28 protein-coding genes and 1 pseudogene are annotated in these 25,052 nt (G+C 76.0%); 14 read left to right on the plus strand and 15 right to left on the minus strand.

Translation table 11 applies throughout. The features are described 5' to 3' along the window. Positions 1-2 precede the first annotated feature (2 nt). Positions 3-956 (minus strand): type I pantothenate kinase, encoded by a 954-nt coding sequence (coaA, locus tag ACI79E_RS19970; RefSeq protein WP_456934318.1) that lies wholly within the window; start codon positions 954-956, stop codon positions 3-5. Between the two features lie 98 nt (positions 957-1,054). On the opposite strand from coaA, the gene ACI79E_RS19975 reads away from it, so the two are divergent. Beyond that, the gene (locus tag ACI79E_RS19975) at positions 1,055-1,900 is read left to right on the plus strand and encodes a GNAT family N-acetyltransferase (protein ID WP_456934319.1); all 846 of its coding nucleotides are present in this window, start codon (positions 1,055-1,057) and stop codon (positions 1,898-1,900) included. Between the two features lie 21 nt (positions 1,901-1,921). On the opposite strand, the gene ACI79E_RS19980 is transcribed toward ACI79E_RS19975, so the two are convergent. After that, positions 1,922-2,812, minus strand: coding sequence for a serine hydrolase (locus tag ACI79E_RS19980; protein WP_456934320.1), 891 nt, complete (start codon positions 2,810-2,812; stop codon positions 1,922-1,924). Between the two features lie 117 nt (positions 2,813-2,929). Then, the gene (locus ACI79E_RS19985; RefSeq protein ID WP_456934321.1) at positions 2,930-3,475 is read right to left on the minus strand and encodes a YbhB/YbcL family Raf kinase inhibitor-like protein; all 546 of its coding nucleotides are present in this window, start codon (positions 3,473-3,475) and stop codon (positions 2,930-2,932) included. A gap of 166 nt (positions 3,476-3,641) precedes the next feature. On the opposite strand from ACI79E_RS19985, the gene ACI79E_RS19990 reads away from it, so the two are divergent. Together ACI79E_RS19990 and ACI79E_RS19995 are read left to right on the plus strand one after the other, a co-directional pair. After that, the gene (locus ACI79E_RS19990; protein ID WP_456934322.1) at positions 3,642-4,373 is read left to right on the plus strand and encodes an HAD family hydrolase; all 732 of its coding nucleotides are present in this window, start codon (positions 3,642-3,644) and stop codon (positions 4,371-4,373) included. Beyond that, positions 4,370-6,733, plus strand: a complete 2,364-nt coding sequence (locus ACI79E_RS19995) for a glycoside hydrolase family 65 protein (RefSeq protein ID WP_456934323.1) — start codon at positions 4,370-4,372, stop codon at positions 6,731-6,733. Before ACI79E_RS19990 ends, ACI79E_RS19995 begins: the two co-directional genes overlap by 4 nt. Positions 6,734-6,739: 6 nt before the next feature. Here the strand turns inward: ACI79E_RS19995 and ACI79E_RS20000 are convergent, their stop codons facing one another. The 3 genes from ACI79E_RS20000 to ACI79E_RS20010 form a co-directional block, all read right to left on the minus strand. Next, a complete protein-coding gene (locus ACI79E_RS20000; RefSeq protein ID WP_456934324.1) occupies positions 6,740-7,459 on the minus strand; it encodes a M50 family metallopeptidase in 720 nt (239 codons plus the stop codon). Between the two features lie 73 nt (positions 7,460-7,532). Next, a complete protein-coding gene (locus ACI79E_RS20005) occupies positions 7,533-8,330 on the minus strand; it encodes an ABC transporter permease (protein WP_456934325.1) in 798 nt (265 codons plus the stop codon). Between the two features lie 15 nt (positions 8,331-8,345). Next, positions 8,346-9,305, minus strand: coding sequence for an ATP-binding cassette domain-containing protein (locus ACI79E_RS20010; protein ID WP_456934326.1), 960 nt, complete (start codon positions 9,303-9,305; stop codon positions 8,346-8,348). A gap of 71 nt (positions 9,306-9,376) precedes the next feature. Here ACI79E_RS20010 and ACI79E_RS20015 point away from each other — a divergent pair, with 71 nt between their 5' ends. Both ACI79E_RS20015 and ACI79E_RS20020 read left to right on the plus strand, forming a co-directional pair. After that, positions 9,377-10,165, plus strand: a complete 789-nt coding sequence (locus tag ACI79E_RS20015) for a TetR/AcrR family transcriptional regulator (protein WP_456934327.1) — start codon at positions 9,377-9,379, stop codon at positions 10,163-10,165. 12 nt (positions 10,166-10,177) lie between these two features. Continuing rightward, entirely contained in the window at positions 10,178-10,822 is a 645-nt protein-coding gene (locus ACI79E_RS20020) for a LysE family translocator (protein WP_456934328.1), read from the plus strand. A gap of 115 nt (positions 10,823-10,937) precedes the next feature. On the opposite strand, the pseudogene ACI79E_RS20025 reads toward ACI79E_RS20020, so the two are convergent. Together ACI79E_RS20025 and ACI79E_RS20030 are read right to left on the minus strand one after the other, a co-directional pair. Next, positions 10,938-11,150, minus strand: a pseudogene (locus ACI79E_RS20025) (VOC family protein); the annotation flags it as partial. Next, positions 11,093-11,299 (minus strand): VOC family protein, encoded by a 207-nt coding sequence (locus tag ACI79E_RS20030; protein ID WP_456934329.1) that lies wholly within the window; start codon positions 11,297-11,299, stop codon positions 11,093-11,095. The gene ACI79E_RS20030 and the pseudogene ACI79E_RS20025, both read right to left, overlap by 58 nt. Positions 11,300-11,439: 140 nt before the next feature. Between ACI79E_RS20030 and ACI79E_RS20035 the strand changes: the two genes are divergently transcribed. The 3 genes from ACI79E_RS20035 to ACI79E_RS20045 all read left to right on the plus strand — a co-directional run bounded on the left by ACI79E_RS20035 (position 11,440) and on the right by ACI79E_RS20045 (position 12,783). Beyond that, a complete protein-coding gene (locus ACI79E_RS20035; protein WP_456934330.1) occupies positions 11,440-11,685 on the plus strand; it encodes a type II toxin-antitoxin system Phd/YefM family antitoxin in 246 nt (81 codons plus the stop codon). A 52-nt stretch (positions 11,686-11,737) separates the two neighbouring features. Further along, complete coding sequence (locus ACI79E_RS20040) at positions 11,738-12,055, plus strand: type II toxin-antitoxin system VapC family toxin (RefSeq protein ID WP_456934331.1); 318 nt, start codon at positions 11,738-11,740, stop codon at positions 12,053-12,055. A 488-nt stretch (positions 12,056-12,543) separates the two neighbouring features. Next, entirely contained in the window at positions 12,544-12,783 is a 240-nt protein-coding gene (locus ACI79E_RS20045; protein ID WP_456934332.1) for a hypothetical protein, read from the plus strand. 13 nt (positions 12,784-12,796) lie between these two features. Here ACI79E_RS20045 and ACI79E_RS20050 read toward each other — a convergent pair whose 3' ends face one another. Next, a complete protein-coding gene (locus ACI79E_RS20050) occupies positions 12,797-13,216 on the minus strand; it encodes a hypothetical protein (protein ID WP_456924033.1) in 420 nt (139 codons plus the stop codon). A gap of 71 nt (positions 13,217-13,287) precedes the next feature. Between ACI79E_RS20050 and ACI79E_RS20055 the strand changes: the two genes are divergently transcribed. The 6 genes from ACI79E_RS20055 (at position 13,288) to ACI79E_RS20080 (ending at position 18,869) form a co-directional block, all read left to right on the plus strand. Further along, positions 13,288-14,505, plus strand: a complete 1,218-nt coding sequence (locus ACI79E_RS20055; protein ID WP_456934333.1) for a MalY/PatB family protein — start codon at positions 13,288-13,290, stop codon at positions 14,503-14,505. Positions 14,506-14,539: 34 nt separating this feature from the next. After that, positions 14,540-15,316: a glycerophosphodiester phosphodiesterase gene (locus tag ACI79E_RS20060; RefSeq protein WP_456934334.1), complete on the plus strand. Its 777-nt coding sequence runs from the start codon at positions 14,540-14,542 to the stop codon at positions 15,314-15,316. Further along, positions 15,313-16,209 (plus strand): lysophospholipid acyltransferase family protein, encoded by an 897-nt coding sequence (locus ACI79E_RS20065; RefSeq protein ID WP_456934335.1) that lies wholly within the window; start codon positions 15,313-15,315, stop codon positions 16,207-16,209. The genes ACI79E_RS20060 and ACI79E_RS20065 overlap by 4 nt, the downstream gene beginning before the upstream one ends. Positions 16,210-16,255: 46 nt before the next feature. Then, complete coding sequence (locus ACI79E_RS20070) at positions 16,256-17,602, plus strand: MFS transporter (protein WP_456934336.1); 1,347 nt, start codon at positions 16,256-16,258, stop codon at positions 17,600-17,602. After that, positions 17,599-18,342, plus strand: a complete 744-nt coding sequence (locus ACI79E_RS20075; protein ID WP_456934337.1) for a thymidine kinase — start codon at positions 17,599-17,601, stop codon at positions 18,340-18,342. Before ACI79E_RS20070 ends, ACI79E_RS20075 begins: the two co-directional genes overlap by 4 nt. A gap of 182 nt (positions 18,343-18,524) precedes the next feature. Beyond that, positions 18,525-18,869, plus strand: a complete 345-nt coding sequence (locus ACI79E_RS20080) for an RNA polymerase-binding protein RbpA (protein ID WP_091322337.1) — start codon at positions 18,525-18,527, stop codon at positions 18,867-18,869. Positions 18,870-19,000: 131 nt separating this feature from the next. Here ACI79E_RS20080 and ACI79E_RS20085 read toward each other — a convergent pair whose 3' ends face one another. The 6 genes from ACI79E_RS20085 to kamD form a co-directional block, all read right to left on the minus strand. After that, positions 19,001-19,489, minus strand: a complete 489-nt coding sequence (locus ACI79E_RS20085) for an FxsA family protein (RefSeq protein ID WP_456934338.1) — start codon at positions 19,487-19,489, stop codon at positions 19,001-19,003. 52 nt (positions 19,490-19,541) lie between these two features. After that, on the minus strand, positions 19,542-20,327 hold the full coding sequence (locus ACI79E_RS20090) for a polyprenol monophosphomannose synthase (protein ID WP_456934339.1): 786 nt from the start codon (positions 20,325-20,327) through the stop codon (positions 19,542-19,544). After that, positions 20,324-21,922 (minus strand): apolipoprotein N-acyltransferase, encoded by a 1,599-nt coding sequence (gene lnt, locus ACI79E_RS20095; protein ID WP_456934340.1) that lies wholly within the window; start codon positions 21,920-21,922, stop codon positions 20,324-20,326. The genes ACI79E_RS20090 and lnt overlap by 4 nt, the downstream gene beginning before the upstream one ends. 205 nt (positions 21,923-22,127) lie before the next feature. Next, positions 22,128-22,526: a 3-aminobutyryl-CoA ammonia lyase gene (kal, locus tag ACI79E_RS20100; RefSeq protein WP_456934341.1), complete on the minus strand. Its 399-nt coding sequence runs from the start codon at positions 22,524-22,526 to the stop codon at positions 22,128-22,130. Continuing rightward, the gene (gene kamE / locus ACI79E_RS20105; RefSeq protein ID WP_456934342.1) at positions 22,523-23,290 is read right to left on the minus strand and encodes a lysine 5,6-aminomutase subunit beta; all 768 of its coding nucleotides are present in this window, start codon (positions 23,288-23,290) and stop codon (positions 22,523-22,525) included. The genes kal and kamE overlap by 4 nt, the downstream gene beginning before the upstream one ends. Continuing rightward, positions 23,283-24,866 carry a lysine 5,6-aminomutase subunit alpha gene (gene kamD, locus ACI79E_RS20110; protein WP_456934343.1) on the minus strand — a complete coding sequence of 528 codons (1,584 nt, stop codon included), beginning with the start codon at positions 24,864-24,866 and terminating at the stop codon, positions 23,283-23,285. The genes kamE and kamD overlap by 8 nt, the downstream gene beginning before the upstream one ends. Between the last annotated feature and the right edge of the window lie 186 nt (positions 24,867-25,052).

Genomic DNA, 25,052 nt, shown 5'->3' on the forward strand with positions numbered 1-25,052 from the left:
GCTCAGATCTTGCGCAGCAGGACGCGGCGGACCTTGTGGTCGGCGGCCTTCTGCAGCACCAGCCGGGCACGGGAGCGGGTGGGGGCGATGTTGCTGCGCAGGTTGGGCTCGTTGACCGCCGCCCAGATGCCCAGCGCGGTCTCCCGGGCCTGCTCGTCGGTGAGGTCGGCGAACCGGTGGAAGTACGCCGAGCTGTCCTGGAACGCCGTCCGCCGCAGGGCCAGGAACCGGTCGACGTACCACTGCTGGATGTCGGACTCCGCGGCGTCGACGTAGACGGAGAAGTCGAAGTAGTCCGACAGGAACACCTCCGCGGTGCTGCCGTCGGCCCGCCGGCCGGCCTGCAGCACGTTGAGGCCCTCCAGGACGAGGATGTCGGGCCCGTCCACCACCTGCCGGCCGCCGGGGACGATGTCGTAGGTCTGGTGGTCGTAGAGGGGGGCGGTGACCGCGCCGCGCCCGGACTTCACCGCGGCGAGGAAGCGCAGCAGCGCCCGCCGGTCGTAGCTCTCCGGGAAGCCCTTGCGGCCCAGCAGCCCGCGCGCCTCCAGCTCCGCGTTGGGCAGCAGGAAGCCGTCGGTGGTCACCAGGTCCACCCGGGGGGCGCTGGGACCGGCCGCCAGCAGGGTCTGCAGCAGCCGGGCGGTGGTGCTCTTGCCGACCGCCACGCTGCCGGCGACGGCGATGACGTAGGGGACCTTGGCGGTGGCGTCGCCGAGGTACTGGCTGCGGGCGGCCCACAGCCGGCGGCTGGCCTCGACGTGCAGGTCGAGCAGCCCGGCCAGGGACAGGTAGACCGTCGCGACCTCGTCGAGGTCGATGCGGTCGCCCAGCGATGCCAGCCCCCGCAGCTGCCCCTCGTCCAGCGGCAGCGCCGCGCCGGCGGCGAGCGCCCGCCACGAGTCGCGGTCGAACACCGCGTAGGGCGAGACCTGGGGTCGTGTGCCTGCCGTCACGGGCCCATCGTGCCGGTCACTCCGGGGGGCTCACCCGCCCGGGGGTCCGCGCAGCCGGGCGGGGCGGTACGGCGGCCCTCCCCGTCTAGGGTGCCCGTGTGCCCACGTCTCCCGGGCTGCTCGAGTGCATCGAGCGGTACTTCGCCGCCGCGCCGCTGCCCGATGCCCGGATCGAGGAGGCCGGCGCCCTCGACGTCCCGGTGGGCAGCCCCGACTGGCCCTACCCGGCCCGCCCGCGGCCCGGGGTGGTGGTGACCGCCGACGACGTCCGCGCCGCCGTCGGCGTGCAGCGGCGGGCCGGCCTGCCGGTCGCGCTGGAGTGGGTGTGCGAGTCCGCGCCGTCGGCGGCCGCGGCGGTGCGGGAGGCCGGGCTGGTGGTGGAGGAGTCGCCGCTGCTGGTCGCCGCCGACCCGGTGGACCTGCTGCTCCCGTACGGCGTGCGGCTGTACCTGGTGGGTGCCGAGGACCCCGAGCTGCCCCGCTACCAGCGGCTGGCCTCGATCGCCTTCGCCCACCCCGGCCCGCGGGCCGACGTCGGGGACGCCGCGGTCGGGGCCGTGCCGGAGTCCCCGCAGACGGCGCTGCTGCGGGAGCGGATCGCCACCGGCCGCACCGTGATGATGGTGGCCGTCGAGGGCGGCGAGCCGGTGGCCGTGGGCGCCCACCACCCGGTCGACGTCGGTGGCACCGAGGTCAGCGAGATCACCGGTGTGGCGACGTTGCCCCGGCTGCGGGGGCGCGGCCTGGGCGCCGGGCTGGCCTCGGCCCTGGCCGCGCACGCCCGCGAGACCGCCGACCTGGTCTTCCTCGTCGCCGGTGACGACGACGTGGCCCGCGTCTACGAGCGGATCGGCTTCGCCCGGCTGGCCACCGTCGGGGTGGCCGACCTGGCCGACGGTGAGCCGTCCACCGCCGTCGCGACCGCCACCGGCCTGCCCGGCTGAGCGCGGCGCGGCCGCGTCGGGTCAGGGGGCGGGTGGGGCCGGCACCGCGGCCGCGGCGGCGGTGAGCGACGCCCGCGCGGCGTCCCACCCCACCGTGAGGGGCACCTCGCTGAGCAGCACCACGACCTGCGTCCCGACCAGGCCCACCGAGTGCAGGTGGCGCATCCCGCCCAGGCAGCACATCCAGCCCTGCTTGACCGCCGCGCCCCCGGGGACGGCGCCGAGGACCCCGAACCGCTGGTCGAAGCCGTCGGCCGCGGTCGCCGTCGCCCCGCGCATCCAGTCGGTCAGGGTGGTCGCGTCGTCCGGGTGGGCGACCACCGGCAGCCGGGCCAGGAAGCGGGCGAGGTCCTGCGCGGTGGTCGTCGTCTCCCCCCACTCGCCCCACACGCGGGGCGGGGCGGTGCCGCGCAGGCCGTAGCGGGCGGCGACGTCGCGGACCATCCGGTCGCCGTCGAAGCGGCCCCAGAGGTCCGAGGCGATGGCGTCGGAGGAGCCGCGGACCATCTCCGCCATGCGCCGCCGGTCCTCCTCGGTGAGGGGAAGGGTCCCCTGCCGGGCCCGGTGCAGGAGGTCCTCGGCGACGAAGAGCTTGACCAGGGAGGCGGTCGGGAACGGTCGCGTGGCCTGGTCGTTGCCCGCGGTGGCCGCGGCCACCCGGGCGCTGCGCGCCTCGGCGGCGCGCGGGGACAGCCCGGTGGCCCGGGCCTCCTGGGCGGCGAGGACGACGGCGAGGGTGCCGGTCGTCCCGTAGGCGCCGGTGACGGCGGGGACGACGTCCACCGGCGCGGCCGGGGGACCGCCGGCCGCGGCCGGCGGGGGGAGCAGCAGCGGGAGCAGGAGCAGCAGGGCGACGGCCGCCAGCGCGCCCGCGGTCCGCGGGCGGCGCCGGTGCGACCGGGCAGTCGCCATGGGGCCATGGTGCCCACGCGGCGGCCAGGAACTTCAGTCTTCAAGCACAGAGGGCGTGTCGGTGACCCACCGCGTCCGCGGGCTCGCGCAGCGTCGAGTCCGCGTCGCCCGATCGGGTCAGGTCTGCTCGTAGGTGGCGACCAGCGTGGCCCGGGCCAGCGTGTGGCCGAACAGGTTGAACCCGAGGACGGCGGGGGTGGTGTCCGGCGTGACGTCGAGGGCGTCGGTGTCCACCGCGTGCACGGTGATGAGGTACCGGTGCGGACCGTGCCCGGCCGGGGGAGCGGCCCCGACGTACCCGGGGAACCCGGCGTCGTTGCGCAGCTGCACCGCCCCCTCGGGCAGACCGGTGCCGCCCTGGTCCCCGGCCCCGCTGGGCAGCTCGGTGACCGTGGCCGGGATGTTGGCCACCGCCCAGTGCCAGAACCCGCTCTGGGTGGGGGCGTCGGGGTCGTAGACGGTGACGGCGAAGCTGCGGGTGCCCTCGGGGAAGCCCGACCACGACAGCTGCGGTGAGCGGTCCTCACCGCCGGCGCCCATGACGCCGCTCACGTGCGGGGTGTCCAGCGGCCGGCCGTCGGCGCAGTCGGTGCTGGTGACCGTGAAACCGGGCACCTGCGGCAGGAAGTCGAACGGGCTGGGCGGCGTCGGGCGCTCGGCCATGGTGGTCCTCTCCTCGGCTCGGGACGGCGGGACACGGGCATCCCCGCGGGCGGCGCGCGCGGCACCCCCGCTCCCGACCCTAGGCACCGGGGACCCCGGCCGCGCGTCGGTGAACAGCACGTTTCCCGGCCCGGCGGGCGGCGGTCGGCGCCGGTAGCGTCGCACCGTGCTCGGACTCCCCGCCTCCATCCGCGCGTGCCTGTTCGACCTCGACGGCGTCCTGACCCGGACGGCGACGGTGCACATGGCGGCCTGGAAGCGCACCTTCGACGAGTTCCTCCGCCGCCGCGACCCCGCCGCCGCCGAGTTCACCCAGGACGACTACAACCGCTTCGTCGACGGCAAGCCCCGCCTGGACGGCGTCCGGGACTTCCTCGCCAGCCGCGGCATCACCCTCCCCGAGGGCACCGACGGCGACCCGCCGGACGCCGAGACCGTGCACGGGGTGGGGCTGCGCAAGAACGAGCTGGTCCTCGCCGAGCTCGCCGAGCACGGTGTCGAGGTGTACCCCGGCTCCGTGCGCTACCTGCAGGCGGTGAAGGACGCCGGGCTGGCGACGGCGGTCGTGACCGCCTCGGCCAACGGGGGGCAGGTGGTGGCCGCCGGCGGGTTCGCCGACCTGGTCGACACCCGGGTGGACGGCGTGGTCGCCGGCGAGCGCGGCCTGCGCGGCAAGCCGGCCCCCGACACCTTCCTCGCCGGCGCGCAGGCCCTGGGCGTCGAGCCGGCCGCGGCCGCGGTCTTCGAGGACGCCCTGGCCGGGGTGGCCGCCGGCCGGGCGGGGCGGTTCGGCTTCGTCATCGGGGTGGACCGGGTCGGGCAGGCCGAGGCGCTGGCGGCCTCGGGCGCCGACGTGGTGGTCACCGACCTGGAGCAGCTGCTGGAGGACCAGCCGTGACCGAGGGCCGCCCCACCTTCCCGGTCGAGCCGTGGTCGCTGACCGAGATCGGCCTGGACCACGCCTCGCTGGCCGTCCACGAGTCGGTGTTCGCGCTGGCCAACGGGCACATCGGAATGCGCGGCTCGTTCGAGGAGGGCGAGCCGGTCGTCGTCCCCGGCACCTACCTCAACGGCTTCTTCGAGGAGCGGCCGCTGCCCTACGCCGAGGCCGGGTACGGCTTCCCGGAGCAGGGCCAGACCGTCGTCAACGTCACCGACGGCAAGCTGATCCGGCTGCTGGTCGGCGACACCCCGCTGGACCTGGACTACGGGGAGATCGTCTCCCACCGCCGGTCGCTGGACCTGCGCCGCGGCGTGCTGCGCCGCACCACCGAGTGGCGCTCGCCCAACGGGCGCACGGTGACGGTCACCAGCACCCGGCTGGTCTCGCTGCGCCGGCGCTCGATCGCGGCCATCGAGTACGCGGTGGAGTGCACCGACGGCCTCGGTGACCTCTACATCGCCCTGCAGTCGGACCTGCTGGCCAACGAGCCGGTCGACAGCGGCAGCGAGGGCGACGACCCCCGCGCCGCCGCGGCGCTGGCCCGCCCGCTGGTCAGCGAGCTGGCCGTGGGCCGCGGCCAGCGGGCGGTGCTGGTGCACCGCACCCGCCGCAGCCGGCTGCGGATGGCCGCCGGCATGGACCACGTCGTCGAGGTGCCCGACACCTACACCGAGGACATCGAGGCGGGGGAGGACCTCGCCCGCTTCACCCTCGCCGCCCGGCTGCCGCAGGGGTCGGCGGTGCGCCTGGTGAAGTACCTGGCCTACGGGTGGTCCTCGCGGCGCTCGTCGGCCGCGCTGCGCGACCAGGTGGAGGGGGCGCTGGCGACGGCGAAGCTGGCCGGCTTCGAGCGGCTGCTGCGGGAGCAGCGTGAGGTGCTCGACGCCCACTGGCTGCACGCCGACGTCGAGATCGAGGGCGACGACGAGCTGCAGCAGGCGGTGCGGGTCGGCGTCTTCCACCTGCTGCAGGCCGGCCTGCGGGCCGAGCGCCAGCCCATCCCCGCCAAGGGGCTCACCGGCCCGGGGTACGACGGGCACACCTTCTGGGACACCGAGACCTACGTGCTGCCGGCACTGACCTACATCGCCCCGGACGCCGCGCGGGACGCCCTGCGGTGGCGGCACTCCACCCTGGAGCTGGCCCGGGAGCGGGCGCGGGTGCTGGGGCTGCAGGGCGCGGCGTTCCCGTGGCGGACCATCCGCGGGGAGGAGACCTCCGGGTACTGGCCGGCGGGGACGGCGGCGTTCCACATCAACGCCGACATCGCCGACGCCGTCGTGCGCTACCACAACGCGACCCTCGACGAGGAGTTCGACCGGGACCACGGCGCCGAGCTGCTCATCGAGACCGCGCGGCTGTGGGCCTCGCTGGGGCACTTCGACGACGAGCACGGGTTCCGCATCGACGGGGTGACCGGCCCCGACGAGTACACCGCGGTGGTGGACAACAACGTCTACACCAACCTCATGGCCCAGCGGAACCTGCGCGAGGCGGCCGCGGCGGTGGAGCGCCAGCCCGACGTCGCCGGCCGGCTGCAGGTGACCGAGGACGAGGTCGCGCTGTGGCTGCGGGCCGCCTCCCTGATGGCCGTGCCGTACGACACCCGGCGCGGCGTGCACATGCAGTCCGACGCCTTCACCCACCACGAGGAGTGGGACTTCGAGAACACCCCGCCGGAGTGCTACCCGCTGCTGCTGCACTACCCGTACTTCGACATCTACCGCAAGCAGGTGGTCAAGCAGGCCGACCTGGTGATGGCCCTGCACCTGCGCGGTGACGCCTTCACCCACGAGGAGAAGGTCGCCGACTTCGCCTACTACGAGGCGCGCACGGTGCGGGACTCCTCCCTGTCGGCCACCCAGCAGGCGGTGGTCGCCGCCGAGACCGGGCACCTGGAGCTGGCCTACGACTACTGGGGCGAGGCGACGCTCACCGACCTGCAGAACCTGCACGGCAACTCCGGGCACGGGCTGCACATCGCCTCCCTGGCCGGGGGCTGGACGGTGGCGGTGGCCGGGTTCGGCGGCATGCGCGACCACGACGGGCGGCTGCAGTTCGCCCCGCGACTGCCCGAGCGGATCACCCGGCTGCGGTTCCGGCTGAACTACCAGGGCCGCTGCCTGCTGGTGTCGGTGAGCCCCACCGAGACGACCTACCGGCTCTCGGAGGGTGATCCGCTCGACGTCCACCACCACGGCCGGCGGATCACCGTCGGTGAGCAGGAGGTGGTCGCCGAGATCCCGCCGGCGCCGCACGTGGAGCCGGTGTGCCAGCCCGCGGGCGCCGAGCCCCGGCGGCGCGGGCGGAAGTGAGCCGGCTCAGCCGACCCAGCGCGCGCCGAGCAGCCACCACCCGCCGAGCAGCAGGGCGCCGACGTCCACCAGCAGGAACAGCCCCACCCACAGCAGCGCCGGTAGGCGGGTGAGCCGGGCCAGCTGGTCGGCGTCGGAGTCCGGCGCGGCGCGGCGCCGCCGGGCCCGCTGCAGCTCCACCACCGTCCTCGGCGCGGCCAGCAGCAGGAACCAGGTGCCCGCGGCGGCGAAGGCGGCCTGCCCGTCGGGCGGCAGCCACCGGGTCACGGCGACCACCACCGCGGCGGTGGCCAGCACCGACCACAGGCCGAACCAGTTGCGTATCTGCACCAGCAGCAGCGCGAGCAGGGCCAGCAGCGCCCACAGCAGCCCGACGGCGTGCCCGGCGGCCAGCAGCGCGGCGGCGCCCAGGCCGAACAGGCCCGGGCCCAGGTAACCCGCCGCGCAGGTCAGCACCATGCCCGGCCCGGACGCCCGGCCCGCCGACACGGTCACCCCCGAGGTGTCCGAGTGCAGCCGGATGCCGGCCAGCCGCCGCCCCGTCACCAGGGCGGCCACCCCGTGCGCGCCCTCGTGGGCGATGGTCACGACGTTCCGGGCGTACCGCCACAGCGCCGGGGTGCCGATGACGACGGCGGCGGCGACGAGGGCGGCCAGCAGCACCGGCGTCGGGAGGTCGGGGACCGGGGTGGTGACGCGCGCCCAGAACCCGCCCACGACGTCCACGGCCGGGAGTCAACCGCACGAGCCTGGGAGCCGGCCGGGGAACGCGCCACCACTCCACCGTTATCCCCAACGATCAACCACGTACACGGTGACGGAACAACCCCACGGCGAGGACGACGGCCCCGGCGAGCAGGCCGGTGCACCAGGCGAACGCGACCGGGCCGGTCGCGCCGATCGGGGTGCCGGTGAGCAGGCCGCGGACCGTCTCGATGACCGGGGTGATCGGCTGGTGCTCGGCGACCGCGCGGAGGACGGCGGGCATGGTGTCGGTCGGCACGAAGGCGCTGCTCAGGTAGGGGAGGAAGAGCATGGCGAAGCTGAGCGCGCCGGCCGACTGCACGCTGGAGGCGATGGCGCCCAGGCCGGCCGCGAGCCAGGACAGCGCCAGCACGTAGAGCAGCAGCAGGCCGAGCGCGGCCAGCCACTCCACGGGACCGGCGTCGGGCCGGAACCCCATGGCGAGGGCGCCGACGAGGACGACGGCGGTGGCCACCGCGTTGCGCGCGACGCTGGCCACCACGTGCCCGGTCAGGAAGGCGGAGCCGACGATCGGCATGGCCCGCAGCCGGTCGACCATGCCGCTGGTCATGTCGGCCGCGACCGCCGTCGCCGTGGATGCCGCGCCGAAGCCGACGCACAGCAGCACGATCCCGGGCACGACGTAGTCCACGTAGGCCGCGCGCCCGGCGATGGCGCCGCCGAAGACGTAGACGAACAGCGCCATCATCAGCAGGGGCAGCACCACGGCCATGACCAGCGCCTCCACGTCGCGGCGGGACAGCCGGATGCAGCGGCCGACGAGGGTCAGCGACTCGGTGAGGGCCGCGGCGGCCCGGGAGGTCGGGCGGGCGGTGGGGGAGAGGGTGGTCATCGGTCTCCTCCGGCCTCAGGCGGGGACGGCGACGGGGGTCGCGGCGGAGGCGGCCGCGCGGGTGCCGGTCAGGGCGAGGAAGGCGTCGTCGAGCGTGGGCCGGGCCCCGGCCACCCGGGTGACCGGGACGCCGGCGGTGTGCAGGTCCTCGAGCACCCGGCGCAGGTGCTCGGCGCCGCCGTCCGAGGGCAGGGTCACCGTGGAGGGACGGTCGCCGGGGACCGCGCCGGCCGCGGCGAGGACGGTCAGGGCGCGGGCCGCGGCCGCCGGCTCGGGGAGGGTGAGGACCAGTCGCTCGCCGCCGACCCGGGCCTTGAGCTGCTCGGCGGTGCCCTCGGCCACCACGCGGCCGCCGTCGAGCAGCACGATGCGGTCGGCCAGCCGGTCGGCCTCCTCCAGGTACTGGGTGGTCAGCACGACCGTCGTCCCGGTGCGCACGAGGGCGGTGACCGCCGTCCAGACTGCCGTCCGGCTGACCGGGTCCAGGCCGGTGGTCGGCTCGTCGAGGAAGAGCACGCGCGGGGGCACGACCAGGCTCATCGCGAGGTCCAGCCGGCGCTGCATGCCGCCGGACCAGGTGGCGACCCGGCGCTCCGCGGCGGCGGTCAGGTCGAAGCGCTCGAGCAGCTCGCCGGCGCGGCGGCGGGCGGCGGCGCGGCCCAGGTGGCGCAGGCGGCCGATCATCACGAGGTTCTCCCGGCCGGTCTGCTGGGCGTCGACGGCGGCGAACTGACCGGTGACGCCGACGACGCGGCGCACCGCGGCGGGATCGGTCGTGACGTCGGCGCCGGCGACGGTGGCCCGCCCGCCGTCGAGCCGGGCCAGCGTGGTGAGCACGCGCACGGTGGTGGTCTTGCCGGCGCCGTTGGGCCCGAGCAGCGCCAGCACCGACCCCTCCGGGACGGCGAGGTCGACGCCGTCGAGCGCGCGGTGGGTGCCGAACCTCTTGACCAGGTCTCGGGCTTCGACGATCACGGGTGCCTCCATCGGGGGGACGGTCACTGCGTATGTCATACGCGAAAGAGCGTATGGCATACGCTGAACGCGTGGCAACGGATGCCGACCCGCTCCCCGACGACGTCGCGCTGCTCTGGGACCGCCGCCCGGCCGCCCGCCGCGGCCGCCGGCCGACGCTGACCCTGGCCGACATCACCCGGGCGGCGGTCCGCGTCGCCGACGCCGAGGGCCTCGCCGCCGTCTCGATGGCCCGCGTCGCCGCCGAGCTGGGCAACGCGACCATGGCCCTGTACCGGCACGTGCGCAGCAAGGACGAGCTGCTGCTGCTCATGGCCGACGCCGCCTACGAGCGGCCCTCCGCGGACCTGGAGGAGGGGGACTGGCGCCGGCGGCTCGGCGCCTGGGCGCGCGGTGTGCTGGCGGTGCTGCGCCGGCACCCGTGGTTCCGCGACGTCCCCATCAGCGGCCCGCCCATGGGACCGGGCAACCTGGCCTGGCTGGACCGCGGGCTGGCCGCGCTGGAGGAGACGGGACTGGACGACGAGGAGCGGCTCGCCGTCCTCATGGGCCTGCTGTCCCTGGTGCACGGCCACGCCCGGCTCGCCGTGGACCTCGAGCGCGGGTACGCCGCCGACCCCGGATCGGCCGGCCGGGGCTACGGGGCCACCCTGGGACCGCTGCTGGACCCCGACCGCTTCCCCGCCCTGGCCCGGGCCGTGGCTGCCGGCGTGTTCGACGGCCCCCCACCCGGGGACGCCGGGGAGCTGGGCGGGGAGCTCGACGCCGGCTTCGCCTTCGCGCTGGCCTGCTACCTCGACGGGGTGGCCGGCGTGGTCGCCGGCAGCGCAAACAGGTCGCCCGGGCGGCCGGCGGGCTGACACCATCCCGGTGTGGACCTGCTCGGGTCACTGCCGGCGTTCGTGCTGGCCGTCGCGCTCATCTCGGCCTCGCCGGGGCCGGCGATGGCGCTCATCCTCCGCCGGGCGGCCCTGCGCGGCCTCGGCGGCGCGGTGCCGACCGTGCTCGGCCTGGAGCTGGGCCTCTACGTCTGGGCGCTGGTCGCCGGCGCCGGGTTCGCCGCGCTCGTCGCGGCCTCCGAGGTCGCCTACCTCGTGCTGCGGATCCTCGGTGCGGCCGTGCTGCTGGCCCTCGGCGTCAAGGCCTGGCGGACGGCGTGGCGGGACCGCCGGGCACCCGACGTCCCGACGCCCCCTCCCGCTCCGATGGGACGGCGGCGGTGGTGCACGGCCTTCGGTGAGGGGCTGGTCGTCCAGCTGGCCAACCCCAAGGCCGCCGTGTTCATGCTCGCCTTCTATCCGCAGTTCGTGCCGGCCGACGGCCCGGTGTTCGCCACGACCGCGGCCCTCGGGCTGCTGCAGATCACCCTGGAGACCGGGCTGTACCTGGGGCTGGCCGCGGGCGTGGCGCGGGCCGGGGCCTGGTTCCGCCAGCCGCGGATCCGGCGGCGGCTGGAGGCGGTCAGCGGGACGGTGCTCGTCGCGCTGGGCGTCCGGGTCGCCGTCTCCAGCCGGTAGCCAGGGCCGCCGGCGGTGGCCGTCGGGGCCCGGGACCGGATCGGACCGGTGACCCCGGACGCCGCCGGGCCCGGAGGACACGTGCGGGACGGGACGGCACCGGCGACGCGGGCCGTCAGAGGGTCTGCGTGAGGTTGACGGCGTTGCCGTCGGGGTCCTGGACGTGGGCGACCCGCTGACCCCAGGGCATGTCGTTGGCCGGCCCGGGTGCCGCACCGCCCAGCGCCTGGACCCGGGCCAGACGGGCGTCGACGTCGTCCACCTCGATGCTCAGCAGCATGCGACCGGGTCGCCCGGGACGACCGAGGCGTCGGCCGAGAGCCCGAGCTCGGAGTCGCCGAGGGCCAGGCCGACGTAGGAGACCGGCCCCTCCCCGGGGAAGCGCATCACCTCCGTGGCGCCCAGCAGGCCGGTGTAGAAGGCCAGGAGCCGGTCGAGGTCGGCGGTGACGATGATCGGGCGGACGGTGCTGGGCACGGGGCCTCCTCGTGGTCCGGTGGCTGTCGCTGGTCCGACGGGTCGGGGCACCCGGAAGTCATCGTCACTGTGACGTAATACGAGAGGCGGCGACCTCGGCCGCGATTGACCTAGCCAGACTTAGCCATACGCTGGGTGGCATGACCAGGACCGTCAACGTCCACGAGGCCAAGACGCAGCTCTCCCGGCTGCTGGAGGCGGTCGAGGCGGGGGAGGACGTCGTCATCGCCCGGGCCGGCAAGCCGGTGGCCCGGCTGGTCCCGGCGGCGGTCCGCCGCGAGCCCCGTGTCCCGGGCACCTGGCGGGGGCGGGTCGTCATCGCCGACGACTTCGACGAGACGCCGGAGAGCGTGCTGGCCGCCTTCCGCGGCGAGAGCGACTCGTGACGCTGCTGCTCGACACGCACGTCCTGCTGTGGTGGCTCGCTGACGACCCCGGATGACCGGGACGATGCGCGAGGCGATCGCGGATCCCGGGACGGCGGTGGCGGTGTCGGCGGCGTCGGCGTGGGAGATGGCGATCAAGGCCGCGCTCGGCAAGCTGTCCGCCCCGGACGACCTCGCCGCGGAGCTGGCCCACCACGGCTTCGAGCCGCTGCCGATCACCGTCGAGGACGGCCTGGCGGCCGGCCGCCTGCCGCGTCACCACGAGGACCCGTTCGACCGCATGCTCATCGCTCAGGCCGCGCGGCGGCGGCTGGTGGTCGTCACCGCGGACCGTCGCTTCGGCGACTACGACGTGCCGGTGCTCGGGTAGGGCGGCCCCGCAGCGCCCTAGTTGACATAATGTGCATTATCGGCGGTTGATATCGAGCGGACCGGGAGGGCTGGAGCACTGGCTGGCCCGCCCGTCGTCACCCGTCCAGTCGGCCGGCTGTCGACGTCCACGGGTCGGCGCGTCCGGGCCGTCGCCGGTCCGGGTTCCCCGCGGCGTCGCGGCCCGTGGCGCCCCGGTGCACGTCAGCTTCGGCGTGTGCACGTCGGCTCCGGCGGGCGGCGTCGGCGGCCGGCCGCTGTGCTGCTCGTCCCGGCGGCGCCCGCGATGATCATGACCGGCGCGACGGCGCCCGGCGCCACCGGCCGCCTCCCGGGCTCTCCGGCGCCTCGACCCCCTGCCCGAGACGCCCGCCGCCACCCCTTCCCCGACCCGCAGACCCACCCATCATTGCGTCACAGTGACGCAATGATGGGTGGGTCTGCGGTCTCGACGGGCGGTGTCCCCGGGTGCTGCATAGGGTCGGAGACATGCAACTCCGACGCCCGATCGCCGCACTGTTGACCGCCCTGGCGCTCTTCGGAGGCGGTGCGACGATGACCGCCTGCCAGGCATCCGGGCAGGACCAGCGGGACGGCACCACCGACGACGAGAGCGTCAACACCGAGACCAACGACGAGTCCGACGAGTCCCAGGACAACGTGCCCGACCTCAGCGACCCCGAGGACGGTGCCGAACAGGGCGAGGGCAACGAGGAGGAGGACGGCTGACGAGCCGTCGACGTCAGCCGGCGCGCTCGGTGACCCAGAGCCGGTCGAGCCGGCCGGTGGAGCGCACGAGGTCGGACAGCGAGCGTTCCAGCTCGGCCTTGGTGGGCCGCTCGGTCAGCAGGGTCTGCACGTCCTCCAGGGCGCAGCGCAGCTGGTAGAGCCGGTCCTGCAGGCCGTCGAGCTCGGCCCGGGTCACGAGGACGACGTCGCCGGACAGGCCGGCCTTCGCCGTCGCCGACCGCTGCTCGTAGGCCCGCTGCCGGCACGCCTGGCCGCAGTACTGCCGCGGGCGGCCCACCGAGCCCTGCTGCGGGAGCACTCGGCGGCACCAGCCGCAGCGGCGTTCGGCTCCGCTCCCCTGCCGGGGGCTGGGGAGCCCGGTGCCGGTCGTCGCCTCCTCGTCGGTCACCTGGGTGGTGTGCTGCTTGGCCACGGTGCGCACGGTAGACGGCACCACCGACAGCACGGAGGGACACGCCCGACACGCGGGGTGGGAGGAACGCCGTGGCCGAGGACGGGACGAACGGGTTCGACGCGGTGACCGTGGAGGCCCTGCGCGCCGCCGGCGGGCTGAAGTGGTCGGCCTACGGGACGGCGCTGGGGGCCTTCGTCGCCGAGATGGACTTCGGGACCGCGCCGGCGGTGCGCCGGGTGCTGCACGAGGCCGTCGACCGCGGCGCCCTGGGCTACCTGACCCCGCAGGCGACGGCCGCGATGGCCCGGGCGTGCGCGGACTGGTACCGGACCCGCCACGGCTGGTCGCCGCCGCCGGAGTGGATCACGCCGCTGTCCGACGTCATCGCCGGGCTGCAGGCGGCCGTCGAGCACTTCACCCCACCCGGCGGCGCCGTCGTCCTGCCCACGCCGGCCTACATGCCGTTCCTGACGGTGCCCGGGCTGCTCGGCCGGCGGCTGGTCCAGGTGCCGATGGTGCAGCGGGACGGGGTGGCCACCTACGACCTCGACGGCATCGCGGCCGCCTGCGCCGGCGGTGGGGCGCTGGTGGTGCACACCAACCCGCACAACCCGACCGGCCGCGTCTTCACCGCAGCCGAGCAGCGCGCCCTGGCCGACGTCGTGGAGGCGGCCGGTGCCCGGGTGTTCGCCGACGAGATCCACGCCCCGCTGGTGTACCCGGGCGCGGTGCACCGCCCGTACGCGTCGCTGTCGGAGGCGACCGCGGCGCACACGATCACCGCGACGTCGGCGTCCAAGGCGTGGAACCTGCCCGGTCTCAAGGCCGCCCAGCTGCTGCTGTCCAACGAGGCCGACGCCGCGCACTGGGCCCGGGTCGGCTTCTTCGGCGTGCACGGCGCCTCGACCCTCGGCGTCCTCGCCGCCACCGCCGCCTACACCGAGGGCGGGCCGTGGCTGGCCGGGGTCCTGGCCTACCTCGACGGCAACCGGCGACGGCTCGAGCAGCTGCTGGCCGGGCTCCTCCCCCGGGTGCGGTGGACCCCACCGCAGGGCACCTACCTCGCCTGGCTGGACTGCCGGGCCCTGGCCCTGCCGACCTCGCCGGGCGCCTTCTTCCTCGAGCGGGCCGGGGTCGCCCTCGTCGACGGGCCGGAGTGCGGCGCGCCGGGCGCCGGGCACGTCCGGCTGAACCTGGCCACCCCGCGGCCGGTGCTGCAGACGATCGTCGAGCGCATGGCCGACGCCGTCGCCGGTCGGGCGCACGGTGCGGAGGGGACGGGTGGGGCCGGTGCACCGAGGCCCTGACCAGCCCGGCGACGCCCGGCGTTAGCGTGTCGGCGTGGTCCCCGCCCGGTACGCGTTCCTCGACGGGCCGACCCCGATCGCCATGGCCCACCGCGGCGGCGCGATCGAGCACCTGGAGAACTCCATGCCGGCGTTCGAGGCCTGCGTGGCCCTGGGCTACCGGTACCTGGAGACCGACGTCCGGGTGACCGCCGACGGCGTGCCGATCGTCTTCCACGACGCCGTCCTCGACCGGGTCACCGACCGCACCGGCCGGGTCGACCAGCTGCCCTGGGCGGAGGTCTCCGCCGCCCGCATCGGCGGGCGGGAGCCGATCCTGCGGCTGGAGGAGCTGCTCGGCGCCTGGCCCGACGTCCGCTTCAACCTCGACATCAAGGCCGCGGGGGTGCTGGCCCCCCTGGTGCGCACGGTGCGGCGACTGGGGGTGGAGGACCGCATCTGCCTCGGCTCGTTCTCCGACGCCCGGGTGGCCGCGGCCCGCCGGCTGTTCGGGCCCGCGGTGTGCACCGCGCTGGGCCCGCGCGGGGTGGCCGCGCTGCGGTTGTCCTCCTACTCCCCCCGCGCCGCCGGCCTGGTGCGCATCCAGGCCGGCTGCGCGCAGGTGCCGCTGCAGCTGGGGGGCCGGGCGCTGGTCGACGAGCGGTTCCTGGCCGCCGCCCACGCCCGCGGCCTGCAGGTGCACGTGTGGACGGTGAACACCGTGGAGGAGACGACGGCGATGCTGGACCTCGGCGTCGACGGGGTCATGACCGACCGGCCGGCGATGCTGCGCGAGCTGCTGGAGAAGCGCGGGCAGTGGACGCCGCGGTGAGCGGGCTGGGACGGCGGATCCGGCAGTGGCGGCCCCGGCCCCCGCGGCTGCCCGACGACGTCGCGCACCTGGTCGGCCCGGACGACCCGGAGTGGTTCGCCCGGGAGCTGGCGATCGCGGCGAGCCCGCCGTGGTGGTTCTGGCGGTTCGCCCTGCGGTGGTTGTCGTGGCTGCCCGGCGTGTTCGGCCGGCTGCAGGTCACCGGCTCCATCAGGGAGGACTGGCTGCGCGGCCCGCTGCTGCTGGCGGTCAACCACATCGGTGACTTCGACACGTTCGTCGTCGCGGTGGCGCTGCACCGGGCCGGCGTCACGCCGCGGTTCCTGGCCACCGGCGGCATCATGCGCTCACCGGTGGCCGGACCGCTGCTGGAGCGGGCCGGCGGCATCCGCGTCGACCGCGGCACCGACGTCGCCGCGCACGCGCTGACGGTGACCCGGGTGGCGCTGGCCCACGGCGGGCACGTCGTCGCCTATCCCGAGGGGCGGGTCGGGCTCTCCCCCGACGGCTGGCCCGAGCGCGGCCGCACCGGGCTGGCCCGCATGGCGCTGGCCGCCGACGTCCCGGTGATCCCGGTCAGCCAGTGGGGCGCGCACGAGGTGCTGCAGTACGCCAACGACTGGGGCAAGCTGCGCACCCTGCTGCGGGCGTTGTGGCGGCGGCCCGCGCTGCGGGTGCACATCGGCCCGCCGGTGTTCTTCGAGGACCTGCAGCCGGGCCGGGTGGGCGACGCCAACCGCGCCCGCACCCGCATCGCCGCCGCGATCACCCGCGGCCTGGTCCCGCTGCGGGCCGGGGAGCCGGCCGACCGCCCCGCCTACGTGGACCCGACCCGGCCGACGACGGCGACCGCGGCCTTCCCCGGCGGCATCGTCCCCGACGACATCCCGTGACCACCTCGTGCTGGACGGTCACGGGCCCGGCTGACACCCTGCGCCCGTGACGACGGCCGCCTCCCCGACCGCCCCCGCCGCCGAGCCGGCCCTGCGCCGCGAGCGGTTCGGGTGGTACTCCTACGACTGGGCGATGTCGGTGTTCAACACCAGCGTCACCACCGTCTTCCTCGGCCCCTACCTGACCTCGGTGGCCGAGGAGGCCGCCGGCCCCGACGGCCGGCTGGGCGTGCTGGGGCTGTCCATCCCGCCGGGCAGCTGGTTCTCCTACGTCCTGTCGCTGTCGGTCGTGCTGCAGGTGCTGGTGCTGCCGCTGACCGGCGCGGTGGCCGACCGGACCGGCGCCAAGCGGCAGCTGCTCGCCGGGTTCGCCGCGCTGGGCGCGGTGGCCACCACTGGCCTGTTCTTCGTCGCCGACGGCCGCTACCTGCTGGGGGCGCTGCTGTTCGTCGTGGCCAACATCAGCTTCGGCGCGGCCACGGTCGTCTACTACTCGTGGCTGCCCGACCTGGCCGGGCCCGACGAGCGCGACGCGGTGTCCAGCCGCGGCTGGGCCTTCGGCTACGTCGGCGGGGCGCTGCTGCTCGCCGTCCACCTGGGGCTGGTGCTGGGGGCGCCGTCCCTGGGGCTGACCACCGGCGAGGCCGTCCGGATCTGCCTGGCCACCGCTGGGCTGTGGTGGGGGGCCTTCACCGTCTTCACGGTGTCGCGGCTGCGCAACCGGCCGGTCCGGGAGTCCGCCGCGGCCTCGCGCAGCGGCTTCCGGCAGCTGGCCACCACCCTGCGCGAGATGCGGGCGTTCCCGCTGACCCTGTGGTTCCTCGGCGCCTACCTGCTGTTCAACGACGGCGTCCAGACCGTCATCGCGCTGTCGGCCACCTACGCCACCGAGGAGCTGGGCCTGGACCAGTCGGTCCTCACCGGCGCCATCCTCATGGTGCAGGTGGTGGCGATCGCCGGCGCGCTGGGGCTGGGCCGGCTGGCCGCCCGGTACGGCGCCCAGCGGGTCGTGCTGGGCAGCCTGGTGGCCTGGATCGGTGTGCTGCTGGCCGCCTTCTTCCTCCAGGAGGGGGCGGTCGCGCAGTTCTACGCCCTCGCCGCGGTGATCGGCCTGGTGCAGGGCGGCACGCAGGCGCTGTCGCGGTCGCTGTTCAGCCAGCTGATCCCGGCCGGCAAGGAGGCCGAGTACTACGGCTTCTACGAGATCAGCGACCGGGGCACCAGCTGGCTGGGACCGCTGGCGTTCGGCCTGACCTACCAGCTGACCGGCTCCTACCGGTACGCGATCGTCAGCCTGGTCGTGTTCTTCGTGGCCGGGTTCGTGGCCCTGGCCGCGCTGCCCGTCCGCCGCGCCGTCCTCGCGGCCGGCAACACCCCTCCGGAGCGCCTGTGAGTCCCCTGCCCGACCTCGATGCCGGCACCGAGCGGCGGGCGGCGGTGGTCCCGGTGGCCGGTGACCGCCGCCGGCACCCGGCCCCGGCGCACCTGCGGTTCTTCCACGGGCCCATGGACTGCGGGAAGTCGACGCTGGCGTTGCAGGTGGACCACAACCACAGCCGGCAGGGACGCCGCGGGCTGCTGCTCACCCAGGGTGACCGGTCGGCGCGGCCGCTGATCAGCTCCCGGGTGGGGCTGTGCCGGGAGGCGATCGAGGTGGGGCCGGCCACCGACCTGCGGCTGTTGGTCCGCGCGCACTGGGCCGAGGGCCACCGGGTGGACTACCTGATCGTCGACGAGGCCCAGTTCCTCACCGCGGCGCAGGTCGACCAGCTCGCCGAGCTCGTCGACGACTCGCACGTCGACGTCTACGCCTTCGGGCTGACCACCGACTTCCGCGCCCGGCTGTTCCCCGGCACCCAGCGGCTGCTGGAGGTCGCCGACGACGTGCAGCGCATCCAGGTGGAGGTGCTGTGCTGGTGCGGGCTGCCCGGGCTGCTCAACGCCCGGGTGGTGGACGGCGCGATGGTGCGGGAGGGCGAGACCGTCGTCGTCGCCGACACTGCGCCCACCCCGGCGCCGGACGACGCCGGCCCCGAGCCCGAGGTGCACTACCAGGTGCTGTGCCGGCGCCACCACGTGCTGGGCCAGCTGGGGCCCGCCGCGGTGGGCCCGGGGCAGCTCGCCCTCCCCTGACCTCACCCCTCGGGGGGTGGGCGGCGGCGGGTTTACCACCCCATGCGATGATTGTGAACCGACTCAGCGGAATCTCTCCGCGAAATCCGTCGTTGGTTCTTTCGACCCCGTCATCCGGTGGGTATCCCCGCCTGCGACGACGAGATCCGACCGACACCACCAGCACGAGAGGACGGTGTGCCATGGGCGAGCGTTCCCTGCGGGGCAGCCGACTGGGCAGCGTGAGCTACGAGACCGAGCGGAACACCGCGCCGATCGAGCGTCAGTACGCGGAGTACCGGTGCCCTTCGGGTCACCTGTTCACCGTGCCCTTCGCTGACGACGCCGAGCTCCCCGACACCTGGGAGTGCAAGTTCGACGGCTCCGCGGCCAAGCTGGTCGGTGGCGCCGAGCCCGCGCCCAAGAAGGTCAAGCCCCCGCGGACCCACTGGGACATGCTGCTCGAGCGCCGTTCGGTGGAGGACCTCGAGGAGGTCCTGGCCGAGCGCCTCGAGGTGCTGCGCGGCCGGCGGACCCGCGCCAGCTGAGAGAGGGACCCCGCCTCGCTGCGGGCGGGTCGACGGCACGGACGGCCCCGGTGGGAGATCCCACCGGGGCCGTTCCGCGTCCGGGGTGCGGCCGGCGGCGGCAGAGACGTCGGTCCGCGGACCGGCCCGTCCTACCGCGTGCCGGGCCGGGGGCGGTCCTCGGCGACGACCTCGCCCTCGATGACCAGCGGCCGCCCGGCGCGTGGCCCGGCGTGCGGCACCCCCTCGGCGCGGCGGCTGCGCACCCGCACCGGGCCGCGCAGCTCGGCCGGCAGGCGGGTGACCAGCACCCGGGCGAGGGCGCCGCGCACCAGGAAGCGGGTCGGCGGCAGCAGGCACAGCAGGCCGAGGACGTCGCCGAGGAAGCCGGGCAGGACCATGAGCAGCCCGCCGACCGCGATCAGCCCGGCGTCGCCCAGGGCGCGGCCGGAGGGGCGGCGTTCCCGGGCCCGGTCGCGCAGCTCGGTGAGTGCCCGGGTGCCCTGCCGGGCCAGCAGCGCCCAGCCCAGGGCGCTGGTGGCCAGGGTGGCCAGCAGCGTCCAGCCGACGCCGATCCACCCGGCGACCAGCACGAAGACGACCAGCTCGGCCAGGGCCAGCAGCCCGGCTGCGATCCGCACGCGGCGACCCACGGTTCTCCTCGCTCCGCCCGGGCCGGCGGTCCCGGCCCGCCTACCGGGCCGTGCGCGACCGCCCGCCACCGCGGACCCGTCCCGGTACGGGGCGGGAGACCCGGCCCGGCAGCCGATCGGCCAGCCGGTCCTGCAGCCCCCACCAGGTGACCCGTACCAATGCCTCTGCAACGATCGAGCCGCTCATCTTGCTCCTGCCGAACCGGCGTTCGGTGAAGGTGATCGGGACCTCGACCACGCGGGCGCCGGCGCGCACGGCCCGCCAGGCCCAGTCGACCTGGAAGCAGTACCCCTGGCTGGCGACGTCCCCGAACGGCAGCCGGTCCACCAGGTCCCCGCGCACGGCCCGGTAGCCGCCGGTGGCGTCGGCCAGCGGCAGGCGCAGCGCCCACCGGGTCCACAGGTTGCCCGCCCGCGACAGCAGCAGCCGGTGCACCGGCCAGTCCTCCACCCGGCCCCCGGCCACGTACCGGGAGCCCAGCGCCAGGTCCGCGTCGGCCAGGGCGGCGAGCAGGTCCGGCAGCTGCTCGGGGTGGTGGGAGCCGTCGGCGTCCATCTCGACCAGCACCGGGTAGCCGCGGGCCCGCCCCCAGCGGAAGCCGGCGACGTAGGCCGGGCCCAGCCCCGCCTTCGCCGTCCGGCGCAGCACGTGCACCCGCGGGTCCAGGGCGGCGAGCTTCTCGGCGAGCTCCCCGGTGCCGTCGGGAGAGCCGTCGTCGACCACGAGGGCGTGCGCGTCGGGGACGGCACGGTGCAGCCGCTCGAGGATCGGCTCGAGGTTGTCCACCTCGTCGTAGGTCGGGACGACGACCAGCACCGGGCTCACGGCGCCCCCCGGGCGGCCCGGCGCCGCGCCAGGCCCGGGACGACGACGGCCAGCACCGCACCGGCGCCGAGGGCGGTGAGCGCCCACTCCGGCGCCGCGCCCAGGCGCTCGGCCAGCGTGGTGGAGTCCCGCTGGGCGACGTCCTCGACGAAGACGGCCGGCTCGAACAGCTCCGAGCGGGCCGCCAGGGAGCCGTCGGGCGCCACGACCGCGGAGATGCCGCTGGTGGCCGCGACGACCACGGTGCGGCCGAACTCGACCGCCCGCAGCCGGCTGGCGGCCAGCTGCTGCTCGCTCTCGTCGGTGTAGCCGAAGGTGGCGTTGTTGGTCTGGACGACGATCATCCCGGCGCCGGCCTCGACGACGTCGCGCACCAGCCCGTCGTAGACGACCTCGAAGCAGATGACGTCGCCGACCCGCGCCGGCCCCATCTCCAGCACGCCGACCTCGGTGCCGTGCACGAAGTCCCGGCGCACCAGGTCGACCTTGTCGCTGAAGAAGCGGAAGAAGTCACGGGCGGGCACGTACTCGGCCAGCGGCACCGGGTGGCGCTTGACGTAGGTGTCGCCCGGGCCGTCCCGGGGGTCCCAGACGATCCCGGTGTTGCTGATGAACCGGCCCGGCCCGTCCACGACGGCGCCGACGAGGACCGGCGCGCCGATCGCCTCGGCGGCCCGGCTGATCTGCCGGGCGGCGTCGGCGTTGCGGTAGGGGTCGATGTCGGAGCTGTTCTCCGGCCAGATGACCGCGTCCGGTCGCGGCTGCTGCCCCGCGGCCACCGCCTCGGCCAGCTCGAGGGTGCGGGCGACGTGGTTGTCCAGGACCGCCCGTCGCCGCTCGTTGAACTCCAGGCCGGGCTGGGGCACGTCGCCCTGGATGACCGCGACGGTGGCCGTGGGCCCGCCCTCGGTGAGCGACGGCCCGGGCAGCGGCAGCCACGCCAGCCCGCCGAGCAGGGGCACCGCGACCGCGCCGGCCGCGGCGAGGGCGGCGGCGCGGCGGCGCCGGCGCAGCGCCAGCAGGGCCGCGGCCAGCAGCGTGCCGGTGAGGGCGACGGCGAAGGAGACCAGCGGCACGCCGCCGTAGGCGGCCAGGGACAGGAACGGCCCCTCGGTCTGGCTCAGGCCCAGCCGGCCCCAGGGGAACCCGCCCAGCACGAACCGGCCGCGCAGCGCCTCGTCGGCCACCCACAGCGCCGCGCCCCACAGCGGCCACAGCGGCAGGCGTGAGGTGGCCGCCGCCGCGGCGCCCAGCAGCGCCAGGTGCACCGCCTCCCAGCCGGCCAGCGCCAGCCAGGGGAAGGCGCCGACGTAGATGCCGCTCCACGACAGCAGCGGGGCGAAGAAGGCCAGCCCGAACACCAGTCCCAGCCACGCCCCGCCGCGGGCCCGCTGTCCCCGGACGGCCAGCGCCAGGGCCGCCGGGCCGAGCGGGGCGAGGGCCCAGAGGCCGTACCCGGGGAAGGCGAGCAGGAGCAGGAGGCCGCCGGCGGCGGCCAGCAGGGTGCGCCACGGCCGGCGGCGCCGGGCACCGCGGCCCGGCGTGGGGTGCGGTGCGCCGGACGGCCGCTCCAGCGTGTCCGGGGCTGCACCCACCGTCGCCTCCCGTGCACCCCGGCGCTCCCGCGCGCGACCCGCCCCGCGCCGGTCGGACGGGGCCTGCGACCACCGGCGCGCGCCGGTCGGTCGCAGCCCAGCATCCCATCCCGGAGCCGTTCCCCGGCCGCCCGCCGCGACGGGCGTGGTCCGCTGCCGCACGCCGGGCCGGCTCGCCGGATCCCGGGGCGCCGGGGAGGGCCCGCTACGGCGTGGCGGGCCCGGGGACGACGAGGGTGGCGGTGGCCTCGACGACGGTCTGCGGCGGCTGCAGCACCCGCGCCGCGGACGGGCCCCGCCCGGGCTCGGCGCGCGCCGTGACGCGGGCGGTGCAGCGCAGCTCGCGGCTGCGCCGCCCGATCCGCACCACCTCCGCGGTGGCCTCCAGGACGTCGCCGGCGTGCACCGGCCCGAGGAAGCGGACCTCGGTGTAGCCGGCCAGCAGCCCCTCGTCGCCGTCCATGACGATGGCGACCTCGGTGGCGACGTCCCCGAACAGGCCCAGGGTGTAGGCGCCGTCGACCAGCGACCCGCCGTAGTGGGCGTGCGCGTGCGGCACGTAGCGGCGGTGGGTGACGGTCAGGCCGAGGCGGTCGTCGGTCACGAGGGCGCTCCTGCGGGGACGAGGGCGGACACGAGGTAGCTGGCGACCTCGCCGGGGGTGGTGCCCCGGCCGAAGACCTTGTCGACACCGAGGTCGGCGGCCATCGCGGGGTCGAAGCGCGGGCCGCCGACCACCAGCAGCGGGCGGGACCCCCCCATCGCCTCGCGGAACGCGGCGGCCAGCTCGCGGGTGTTGCGCAGGTGCGCGTCGCGCTGGGTGACCACCTGGGAGACCAGGACGGCGTCGGCCCGCTCGGCCCGCGCCCGGGTGACCAGCTCCGGGACGGCGACCTGCGCGCCCAGGTTGGTGACGGCGAACTCGCGGTGGTACTCCAGGCCCTTCTCCCCCGCGAAGCCCTTGAGGTTGAGGATCGCGTCGATGCCGACGGTGTGCGCGTCGGTGCCGATGCAGGCGCCGAGGACGACGAGCTTGCGGCGCAGCCCGGTGCGGATCGCGGTGTCGACCTCGGCCGGGGTCAGCAGCGGGTAGGCCCGCTCCTCGACCTGCACGGCGTCGAGGTCGACGAGGTGCCGGGTGCTGCCGTAGACGACGAAGAAGGTGAACCCCTCCCCCATCCCGTGGCTGTGCACGACCATCGCCGGGGCCAGGCCCATCTTCTGCGCCAGCTGCAGCGCCGCGCCGTCCGCCCGCGGGCCGGGGGCCACCGGCAGGGTGAACGACAGCTGCACCATCCCGTCGCCGGTGGTGTCCCCGTACGGGCGCACGATCCGGCCGTCGTGGCCACTACGGCCGGTCTCAGGCACGCGCCGCCTCCCGCTCCAGCAGCTCCAGGGCCGGGTTGTACGCCTCCGGGCCCAGCCGCACGACGCCGTCCAGGCCCCGGCCGCGGTCCGGCGGGCGCCGGGTGATGCCGAAGGTGCCGTCGGCGATGGCCTGCAGCAGGCCCTCGTCGGCGATCCGCTCCAGCAGCCGCACCGCCTCGCCGAGCACGGTGTGCGCGCGGCGGTCGATGAACCCGCCCCGCGGTGGCGCGAAGTCCTCGACCAGGCCGCCGGCGGCGTCCAGGACGTAGCGCACGTTGCGCAGGGCCAGGTCGCGGTCGGACAGCCACGGGGTGACCACGGCCTCGGTCATCATCCCGACCAGCAGGATGCCCTGGCCGGTGAGCGCCCCGGCCAGGTTGAAGAAGCCGTCGAGCAGGTAGCCGCGGAACACGTCGCCGGTCATGTGCTTGGTCGGCGGCATCCACTTCAGCGGCGCGTCAGGGAACAGCGCCCGGGCCAGCAGCGCGTGGGCCAGCTCCAGCCGGAAGGACTCCCGCCGGTCGGGGTCGATCTCGAAGGCGTGGCCCAGGCCCAGCTGCCAGTCCGCCAGCCCGGCCTCGTGCGCCAGGGTCTCGTTGAGCAGCTGGCTGACGGTGACGGTGTGCGCCTCGTCCACGGCGTCGGCGGTGGTGAGGTAGTTGTCCTCGCCGGTGTTGATGATGATCCCGGCGCGGGCGTGCACCATCCGGCTGAACCGCTGGTCGACGAAGGTCCGCTGCGGGTTGATGTCGCGGAAGAGGATCCCGTACATCGCGTCGTTGAGCATCATGTCCAGCCGCTCCAGCCCGGCCAGGACGGCGATCTCGGGCATGCACAGGCCCGACGCGTAGTTGGTCAGCCGCACGTAGCGGCCCAGCTCCGCCCCGACGTCGTCCAGGGCGGCCCGCATCAGCCGGAAGTTCTCCTGGGTGGCGTAGGTGCCGGCGTAGCCGGTGCGGGTGGCGCCGTCGGGCACGTAGTCCAGCAGCGACTGGCCGGTGGAGCGGATGACGGCGATGACGTCGGCGCCGGCGCGGGCGGCGGCCTGGGCCTGCGGGATGTCCTCGTGGATGTCGCCGGTGGCCACGATCAGGTAGATCCACGGCCGCCGCGGCGGGTCCCCGAGCCGGGCGACGAGCTCCTCCCGTCGGGCGCGCTGGGCGTCGATCCGCGCGATGCCGGCGGCGACGGCGTCCCGCGCGGCGTCCCGGGCCCGCTCGGCGGCGGCGCCGGCGGGCACGGTGAACCGCGCCGTCCCGGCCCCCACCTGCTCGGCCAGGTCGGCCAGGGTGCCGCCGCCGGCCAGCGCGTGCCAGACCGGCAGCGCGACGCCGGCCTCCAGGCCCACCTGCTCCCGGACGGCGTCCACCACCCGGTTCACCCACGGCACCCGGTCGGTGGCCGCGCCGTCCCCGGTGACCGGGTCGGTGCCGGTGAGCCCGGCCAGCCGCAGCACGGCCCGCTCCACGGAGACGGTGGTGTGCCGGCGGGCGAGGTCGACCACCGGCTGCGCCGCGCGGACGGCGAGCTCCCGCGCCCGCGCCACCAGCGCCGGGTCCAGCTCCAGCACGCTCATGTCCCCTCCCCGATCGCGGGGACGGCCGCCCCCGCCCTCATCGCGGCTCCCCGACCGGTACGCCGTCGACCAGCAGCAGCCGGCAGGGGGGGGGGGGGGGGGGGGGGGGGGGGGGGGGGGGGGGGGGGGGGGGGTGGGGGGGGGGGGGGGGGGGCGGGGGGCGCGCGGGGCCGCGGGGCGGCGGGG

It is taken from the genome of Geodermatophilus sp. SYSU D00079 (genome assembly GCF_054050635.1).